General features: G+C 46.3%; 8 protein-coding genes. 7 read left to right on the top strand and 1 reads right to left on the bottom strand.

The window, feature by feature from the left end:
• Nucleotides 1–2126, bottom strand: a 2126-nt coding sequence (locus tag U9P07_03250; protein ID MEA2108420.1) for a hypothetical protein, incomplete at its 3' end; no start/stop codon positions are given.
• Between the two features lie 620 nt (nucleotides 2127–2746).
• On the opposite strand from U9P07_03250, the gene U9P07_03245 reads away from it, so the two are divergent.
• From U9P07_03245 to U9P07_03215, 7 genes are all read left to right on the top strand, one after another.
• Nucleotides 2747–3091, top strand: coding sequence for a DUF1104 domain-containing protein (locus tag U9P07_03245; protein MEA2108419.1), 345 nt, complete (start codon nucleotides 2747–2749; stop codon nucleotides 3089–3091).
• Nucleotides 3092–3135: 44 nt separating this feature from the next.
• On the top strand, nucleotides 3136–3648 hold the full coding sequence (locus tag U9P07_03240; GenBank protein MEA2108418.1) for a hypothetical protein: 513 nt from the start codon (nucleotides 3136–3138) through the stop codon (nucleotides 3646–3648).
• Between the two features lie 47 nt (nucleotides 3649–3695).
• Complete coding sequence (locus U9P07_03235; protein MEA2108417.1) at nucleotides 3696–4772, top strand: hypothetical protein; 1077 nt, start codon at nucleotides 3696–3698, stop codon at nucleotides 4770–4772.
• Nucleotides 4773–4813: 41 nt separating this feature from the next.
• Nucleotides 4814–5149, top strand: coding sequence for a hypothetical protein (locus U9P07_03230; GenBank protein ID MEA2108416.1), 336 nt, complete (start codon nucleotides 4814–4816; stop codon nucleotides 5147–5149).
• Complete coding sequence (locus U9P07_03225) at nucleotides 5112–6737, top strand: ATP-binding protein (GenBank protein MEA2108415.1); 1626 nt, start codon at nucleotides 5112–5114, stop codon at nucleotides 6735–6737. The genes U9P07_03230 and U9P07_03225 overlap by 38 nt, the downstream gene beginning before the upstream one ends.
• Nucleotides 6738–6764: 27 nt before the next feature.
• Nucleotides 6765–8105 (top strand): sigma-54 dependent transcriptional regulator, encoded by a 1341-nt coding sequence (locus U9P07_03220; GenBank protein MEA2108414.1) that lies wholly within the window; start codon nucleotides 6765–6767, stop codon nucleotides 8103–8105.
• Nucleotides 8106–8403: 298 nt separating this feature from the next.
• Nucleotides 8404–9282: a CsgG/HfaB family protein gene (locus tag U9P07_03215; GenBank protein MEA2108413.1), complete on the top strand. Its 879-nt coding sequence runs from the start codon at nucleotides 8404–8406 to the stop codon at nucleotides 9280–9282.
• The last annotated feature ends 1 nt before the right edge of the window (nucleotide 9283 follow it).

The following is a 9283-nucleotide window of genomic DNA, read 5'->3' as shown; positions in this document are numbered from 1 at the left end:
CCGACATAGAAGCTGATGTCGTTTTCTGACCACGAAGACACCTCGCTGCCGCATCCGGGACATATCTCATCCGGCGTAGCCGCTTGATTTGTCAACATTGCCGACGCAGTGGTAAATCCCGTACACAGACCTTCTTTCCCTGCAATTCGATAAATGGGAAAGAACAGCAGGGCAAAAAGATCGGGAACGCCAAGTCGAGAAAGATCCGTTACCCCGAAATAATTTTCAAGATTGTCATTTATACCAATAGCATCAACTATTGCTTCCATAAGCCAGCCGCCAAGGTCATTCACAATGTCGCTTATGGTAGAATCAGGTGTGCCGCTATAGCAGTTGCACCACCGATTATTTCTGCATATACCAGGGAATATCCACGGCGGGTAAATACAGATGGAAACCGATCCATAGACCTCGTTGCCGAAAGTATGTGCATACTGATTCCAAGAGAGGTTAGAACCAAAATTTTCCACCCCCAGGCCATACCTGGCCTGCACAGGGAATTTGGGGGTTATAATATCCCAATATGAACTCCTCATTTGTTCGCCATCTTTTGCTGATACATAAATATTGATGGGATTCAGCTTTCCTGGTGGATATTCAGAGCTCCAGTCCCAGTCGCAAAGTGGAATATCAAAATCATGCATCCAGGTTTTACTGCCATTAATGAGAAAGGTTTGATGGTCATCAAGAAGATCGACGGTTATGGAAGTAAGGCCTTCATTATAATCGGATGCCGATACCTGAAGATTGAGAGTTTCCCCCAGGCGGACGTCGGGGGGATATAGTCTTACTGAAATTTCGGGGGGCGTGGCAGAGCCGATCCTGAAATCCTTGCACAAAGTTTCAGACAAATTACCGGCATCATCCCGTGCCCTTGCACACAGTTTGTATAAACCGGGGGCCGGGGAACCTTCATAATTACATATATTGTCATCCGTAGTACACAAAAATATGTTCCAGGGGGCAGCTGAAAAACCCGCAACCCAGATGGAAAGGGGAGCGATAGGCTCTGCGGGATCAAAAAGATGCATATTTAATGCGGGTCCTAGTAGATCATGGATGTTTGGTAGATCATCAAGGAAGGGGGTGTCAAAAACAGGAATGTTCCAGGATGGAAGTGAAGAACTGTTTTGGCTACTGTTATCTTCATCTCCACCGGTCCGCTGGGCCGTGGCAGAAATATGCGTGCCGGTATCCATCTGGTATCCATCCGGTGAAACAGTAAAGGAAAGTCCTGGAGGTTCAATATCATTGCTGCCCTCGCAGTCAACAGCACAGTTGTTTTCAAAGGGATCGCAAATACCATCTCCACAGGTATTTACCCCAATTGCTGTTTGAATGTGGGAATCATAACGGTATACTAATGATGCTTCCAGAGCCGGAGAGGGCGCATCTTTGCCAAAAAAAGTGGCAACGCCCAAAACTCCATCTCCACCTATATCATTACTCAGTTCCATGAATATACCGTCGGAGGCAGAAAACCCATGCTCCGAGAACCCTTTTGAAATATCAGCATAAAGAACAGGCCTATCGTTAAGTTCTCCTTCATATCGTATCTCACCGGTTACAATCAATGGGTTGGTGATATCGATCACATCCTTAGGGGAATCATAGCAATTTCCTATAGCATCCAGACAATTATGGCTGGAAAATGACTTTGCTGACCACTGATATTCGGGTTTGACCCGATAGAATTTAAGGTCCGGGGTTGTGTTTGGTGACACCGGTCGAGCCAGTACAAGTCTGACTGAAGCGGATATTATCGTTTCTGGCAGTCCGTTTCTAGAAGCCTTAAACAACACACCGGCAAAAGGACCTCCGACATCATCGTCCCTGTTCGTGTTTTGAAGATATATATAATAATTATCAATGTACCAAGTGCGATTCGTTGTACCATCTGGACCAATACTAAAGCTGAATTGCTCTTGAAAGGGTACCGTTACTGCAGCAAGTATGTAAATATCAGGGTTGTAGACAGGTGGCTGAATTACCACGGGAGATGATTGATAGGGATAGTTGCCGGTTGTCGGAATATTACCGACATCCGCCCGGCATGGAAAAGAAAGCAGCAAAATTGCGGTGGCAATAATAAGAAGCGCGGTAAAATGGTTAATTTTGGAATTCATGGTATACTCTCCTTTCTGGATTATAATATAATAAATTGCATGGTCAAAGCGCAGATGGGGTTACGTTATTATGCCATTTCTCACCACAATAATAACCATACTATAATATTAGCATGTAACTCCTGAATGTCAAATTACAAGCTTTGCCCTTGCTAATCCATTCGGTATATTCTTCAAAGATAGAAAAGTGTTAAATGTCAATTACTTTGTCCGGACAAGTTAATTGTCACATAACAGAAAAGACTTTTTCATCATGTGGAATTTTTTCACCTTCAACAACCCGTCTTCGGATTTGCTCAATCTGTCTTTCAGCATGTTGAATGTAGTTGTCTATCTCTGTGATTTTTTTCCTTTAATTAGGGGTTGATTTCGGCACTTTTGGTGTTCGATTAGCGGGTTTTTCAGCGACCCATGGTACTGAAATTGCTCTTTGAGGGACGGGTTTAAATAGGTCACTTTTAACGTGTATTTTTCGACAAGATTGTCGAAAGATTCCAGATAATGTCGAAATATGTTATGCCAATATTAATGTAACTAATTGAAATTATAGATAAATTTATTTGGCATGCGACTTGCTTTTCCTCTCAGAAAAATATATTCTGAAAGGAGGTGAGAAAATAATGAAGAGGTGTTTGATGCTGATTATGGCGATTGCCATGGCGATGACGTTTTCCCTGCCGGTTTTAGCTGCTGACTACAGCTCGTATTCTACTGAAGAGTTAGCCGAGATGCGGGGAACCATGTCTTCTTCAACGGAAGAAGAACGTCAATCCTTCCGTAATGAGTGGCAACAGAGGGTTAAGTCGATGCCTGTTGATGAAAGACGGCAATATTCAGGCAGACCTGCTAATGCTTCTGGAAATGGTCAGGGATATAGGCATGGTTACGGCTCTGGTTCGGAATCTCAAAATCACATGGGAGAACGGAAAGGAAATGGCCAGGGTTATGGACGTCAAAGAAAGTAAAAAGTTTCTATCTTTAAATTCTAATTAAAAAACAGGTGATGATAATGAGAAATTTCAAAAAAATAGCTATGACATTTTTAGTGGTAATGGTGGTAATGGCTGGAACACTTCCGGTTTCAGCCGGTCAGGGAAGGGGGCAGGGGCTTGCTGATGGCAGCGGACCAATGGTCTCAATCTATGATGGCGAATCGGTAAATGTGGTTGGTAAAGTGGCCGCGTTGCCTGCCATTGGTGATCCAGGGCTGAAAATTGATGACGGAGCAGAAATTATTACCGTTTACGGCATAGGCTCTTCTATGGTATGGGAAGCCTTAGGTTATGAACCTCTGACAGTCGGAGAAGAGGTAACCATCGCAGCCTATGAAGTAACATTTATTGATGAAAGTACCAAACTGATTGCTGTTGCCGTAACCGTTGGCGAGCAGACGATTCCACTCAGGGATGAAGAGGGAAGGCCGATCTGGCGCCGTGGTGCCATGGGTGGTGGTGGCAACGGTTCCCAGGACGGAAACATGGGTGCCGGTCAGCGGTTACATGATGGTAGCTGTCTACAATAACATGGTAAGATGCAGGTAACCATTTGAAATGTTCAGGAGTATTATTATTGTATAAAACCTGGGCTCGTGAGGCCGCAATCACCATCATGATTGCGGCCTCTCTACTTTTTTTACTCTTATTTTTTCCAGTTTGTCAGGTGTCTGCCTGGGATCTTTCAACGAAATTGGCGCTGGGTTATGATGATAATCCCGGCCGGGAAATAGGCGAAGAGGAAACATTCTTTACTTTATATCAATTTAGGAGTGCAGCACGATTCAGCTTATCCGAAAGTTTCAGTTTACAGACTTCTGCCTATGCCAGTTATCGAGATATGGTAGAAATCGGTGATAATTTTACCGGAGGGCTCACGATGAATTTGACTTCTCCCTTCTGGCAGGGGAAAGGCCTGATCACATTTTTTGTGAACCCGGAATTGTACCGTGATCACTATTCCCGCGAAGATGAGGCAGATATTGTCCATATGGGTCTGGAAACGACCTATTTTCTTACTCCAACCCTTGATTTATTCTGCAAAGGTCAGGTTTCATACATCAACTATCGTCACCAGCTAACCCCCTTTGCAGGTCATGTGCAGATAGGAGAGGGGGGACATCGGTTGTCGCCGATGCAAAATAGTATGCCAGTGAATGGATTGTTGTCAGAGACCCTGGGAAATAGGGATGGTGTATCTGCACCACCTGATGAATCACCAGGTCAAGCTTCAAAGACTTCCCATAACATACCCGAAGATCGGGAAGATTGGCTCTATCTTGCTGAATTATCATTGGAAAAAACATTGACGGAGGTTTTGTCTCTGTGCGTGGGTACTTCCTATCGACGGCTGCATTCGACCATTGATCTTGAGTCTTTTGATGGTCTGGGCGTGAACGCCGGACTTGATTGGCTGCCGCTGGATTTATGGAGCTTGTCCCTGACCGGGTGGTGGCTAAAGCGGCTTTATGACCGGGCGCCGGGGGGTGACAGCCGACATGATTATGAGCGCGGGGCCAAACTTTCCCTGACCCGTTCGTTGACAAGATTCGATTTGTTTGTGGATTTTATGATGATGCGGAACCAATCACCTGTTGATTCAGAGGATTACCGGAGAAACGTTATCCAATGTGGCGCCATCTTTCTATTTTAACGATAACAGCATTGTTGTCAATGTGCTGCGGGAGCCAGGCCATGGCGGTTGAGGTGATTGCCGGCAAGGTGGTGACTGTCGATCGTGAAATCAGGCAGATCGTTTTGGCACCGCTCGAAGATGGCAAAGGCCAAATAGTCATTGAATTTGAACAAGGCAGAATTCCATCTGATTTGAAACCCGGGGAAATAGTGCGCGTCAAGGGGAACTTTTTTGATAAAGGTGACGGAGTGTTATCAAGCCCAAAGGTTTGGTGTAGTTGTCCGACCCGTGGTGGTTGGGATCGGACTGGAGTGAGGAGCCGACTTTTTGAAGGGCGAGGCATGGGATTCGGTGGACATGCCGGAGGGAGACATGGTGGGCGTGGAGGGCGCTAAATCCAGTTCCAGAAATCTCTGGTTGGCAAAAATTCCCTTGTGGCAGGGGAACGTGTTCTTTTTTCTGATTTTATTTTTCCTGGTTGTTTCATATTTCTTTTTTCAGATCAAACAGGCCCAGAATCTTTTCGTTGCTGATGCCGGAAATCATGCCAGGCTGGTGGCCGGGGTGGTACGCCTTCATGTTAAGGGGGCGGTTATTTCCGAGGATATCATTAATGGGGTAGTATCCCGTTTTCTGGCCAATAGCGCCGAGTTTGTGCAATACCTTGATTCCGTTGAGCCATTTACAGTTGATGAATTGGAGGCTTTTGCCGCCGAAAGTGGACTCCAGGGAATTGCTTTGCTCAGAAACGGCGGTCAAACGGTTTCAGCCCCCGACGGTTGGCTTGTCGGGGCTCCTTCTTGGGATCGTATTCCAGACAAAAGGTTGCAATATTCCGCTGAAAATCACCTGGTATTTTTCCGGGTTCCCGGTTCAGGTTTGGTGAGCGAAATAGTTTTGGGTATTGATGCCAAAGATCTGGAAAATTTTCACCAGAATGTTGGTCTGTCGAAAGTGTTGTCTGAAGTGAAAAAGCTGGGCGGTATCCTTTATGTTCATCCTGAAAATCAGTCAAACGTTTCAGCCATTGCTAATCAAGGAAATCCTGCTGACGGAATGTCGGATACGACCGAAGTAATTTTTAAAAATACCGACCAGGGGATGGTAGCTGAAGTGTCAATTAACTTCGGCCGGACCCCTCTGGTGGTTGGTTTGGATGCTGAACCATTACGGTTGAATCAACGTCGATTATGGCGTGATTTTTTTATTTTCAGCAGCATCCTGGCTTTTCTTGGCGGCCTGCTGTCCTACTTGCTGTATCGGCAGCAATCGTCTTATATCAATGAAAAGCAGGAATACAACCGCCGGCTGGCCCGGCAAAGGGAAGACGCCGCTTTGGGGCGTTCCGCGGCGGCTATAGCCCATGAAATCAGGAACCCGCTCAATGCCATGGCTATTGCCCTGCAGCGACTGGCTTTGGAAGCCGATGAATTATCAGCTGATCACCGTCAGCTCATTGACGTACTCCTGGATTCCATTAAAAGGACAGATTCGATTATTGACGGACTGCTTCATTATGCCAGTTTGCCTCAATCCATCAGCCGGGAACCGGTAGCATTTTCTTTGTTGGTCAGGGACGTGGCAGCCTTGTATCAAAGTCACTTTGTCGAGGCTGATATTTCACTTTCTACTGAATTGGAAGTGGGGATCATGGTCTCGGGAGATAAAAATCTTCTGGCTCAGGTTTTAGAAAATGTATTGAGGAATGCTTCCGAGGCGCAGCCTCATGGAGGTCGCATTACGGTCAGGCTCAAAAAAACTGGCACCACGGCCTTGCTGGTTGTGACTAATCCAGGTGACATTCCGGAGTTGAAAGAAATGGACAGAATATTTTCTCCCTATGTGACCTTGAGAACCAGGGGAACCGGTCTGGGTCTGGCGATTACGAAAAAGATTATCAAGGCCCATGGGGGAACGGTTCGGGCGGTACTTACTCCCGAACATCTTTTTAAGCTTACCATTGTTTTGCCACGTATCGACTGATAACATTTTGGAATTGCAGGGCTGGAAATGAAAATTTTGTTGGTTGATGATGAAAAAGTTCAGCGGGATCTGTTGCAGGGGTTTCTGGCCAATCAGGGATATGAGGTTGTGACCTCTGCCGATGGTCTACGAGCGCTAGAAATTTTTGCGGTAACGCCGGTTTCCCTGGTCCTTCTGGATCATAAAATGCCGGGCATGACGGGTGATGAAGTTCTGGCCCGGATGAAAGAGCTGAATCCTGAAATCAGGGCACTGATGATTACTGCCTATGGAGATGTGGATACGGCCGTAAAGGTGATGAAACTGGGCGCTGATGATTTTCTTTCCAAGCCAGTCAACCTGGAAACTTTACTGACCAAAATTCGTAAAATAGAGCAGGACGTTCAGGTGGTTCATGATGTCAAAGAAGCTGAGAAGTCAGTAGAGGAGAGCCCATTGCCGATCAGCATTGTCGCCAATAGCCCACTGATGAAAGAGACCATATCGCTGGCCAGAAGGGTGGCTCCGACACCCTGGTCAGTATTAATCAAAGGGGAGACCGGGACCGGCAAAGAATTGATGGCACGGCTGATTCATTTATTAAGTCCCAGGCGTGATGGACCTTTTGTGGAAGTAAATTGTGCCGCTATCCCGGAAAATTTATTTGAGAGTGAGCTTTTCGGCCATGAAAAAGGAGCCTTTACCGGGGCATCCGGCCGTCGTCGCGGTCGCTTTGAGTTGGCGCAGCAGGGCAGCCTTTTTCTTGATGAAATTGGTGAATTACCTTTGAGCTTGCAGCCCAAACTGCTGCGGGCGCTGCAGGAAAAGAAAATTGTTAGGGTAGGTGGGGAAAAGGATATTGAGGTGGATGTGCGGGTAATTGCCGCCAGCAATCGTGATCTTAAAAAGATGGTTCAGGACGGTTCTTTCCGTGAGGATTTATATTATCGGATCAATGCCTTTGAAATTGAGATTCCACCGCTAAGAAGCCGGCGTGAGGATATTTCCAGCCTGCTTGATTTGTTTGCTACCCGTTATGGTGGGCAGAAGATGATAGAATTTCTTCCTGAGACCAGGGATATTTTGATTAAATATTCCTATCCGGGCAATATCAGGGAGCTCGAACATATTGTCCAGCGGCTGGTAACGTTTACCCGGGGTGCTGTTATCAGGCCGGCAGATGTACCTGCTGAAATACGTCATTATCAGAATATGGTTTCGGGAACGCTGGATGAAAAACTCACTATCGCGGAGCGGGAAATGATCCTGGCGGCTTTAGAAAAGGTGGATTGGATACAAACCAGGGCGGCTGAAAGTTTGGGGATCAGTGAGCGGGTTTTACGGTACAAAATGGATAAACAGGGTATCAAACGTTCCCGAACCAGGTAATATATCCCTTGATTTTGCTTGACAGTTGATAAAACAGGATGTTAAAAATATTAATCGTTATTTTTGCTTAAGTATTTAATCTGTTTGTCGAGAATATCTTTTATCTGTTTATTCTTACAAATACTTTCTAAATTATCAGAGGGAAAGTCGGGTGAAAGGGGAGAAGATGAAAGCTATAAATAAATTATTGGGCTGCGGATTAGGTGTTTTTACTGTATTATTTTGTAGCATGTTGTTTGTAGGTTGCGTTACCCCGGGAACGACAACAACAGTTACTTCCGGTCAGGATTCCCCTTCCATGGGGGAAGCTCGGGCCGAAAGCTATAATGGCCCTAAGGCCAGGATAGCAGTCGCTCAGTTCAAAAACAAAGCCGGGAATATGGGAGGCTGGTGGAATCCGCACATTGGAACCGGAATGGCGGATCAGTTGGTAACCGCCTTATTTAGTACCAATCGATTCATTGTTTTGGAGCGTCAAACCCTTGATAATGTGCTTTCTGAACAGGATCTTGGGGCTTCAGGAAGAATTAAAAAAGGTACCGAAGCGGCGATCGGTGAAATTGAAGGAGCTGAGCTGCTGGTGGTTGCGGCTGTAACTGAATTTGATCCCGGGGCCTCAGGTGCTCGTGGTGCCTTGGGCGGTGGTGGCGGCGGAATTCTCGGAGCGATTACCGGTGGTTTTAAAAAAGCGCATATGGCCATTGATCTTCGGGTTATTGATGCCAGGACATCGCGGATTTTAGCGGCTACCAGCGTTGAGGGATCATCTACGGATGTAAATCTTGGTGGCGCCCTGGGTGGTTATTGGGGCGGTGGTGCTTTGGGTGGTGCTTTAGGTGGCTGGAAAAATACCCCCAAAGAAAAAGCACTCAGGCAGGTTATTAATAAAGCGGTTGAATTTATTGTGAGTAAGACCCCGCAAAAATTTTACCATTATGGCGGAAATGCCAGGGCGGCGACTCCGGCAGCGGCACCTGCGGGTCCCGGGCGGGCGGTGGTTAAGGAAATGCAGGGGATGTTGAATTCTCTCGGCTATAATACCGGCACCCCTGATGGTCTGGCGGGAAAAAATACTCGTGCGGCAGTTTCTGCTTTTCAAAAGGATTATGGTTTGCCTGAAAATGGGCAGCTGAATCCGGGTACCATCAAACTGTTGCGGAAACTATCCAGCAAGTAGT

The organism is Pseudomonadota bacterium (assembly GCA_034660915.1).
Classification (GTDB): domain Bacteria; phylum Desulfobacterota; class Anaeroferrophillalia; order Anaeroferrophillales; family Anaeroferrophillaceae; genus DQWO01.
This window is presented reverse-complemented; position numbering and strand designations above follow the sequence as displayed.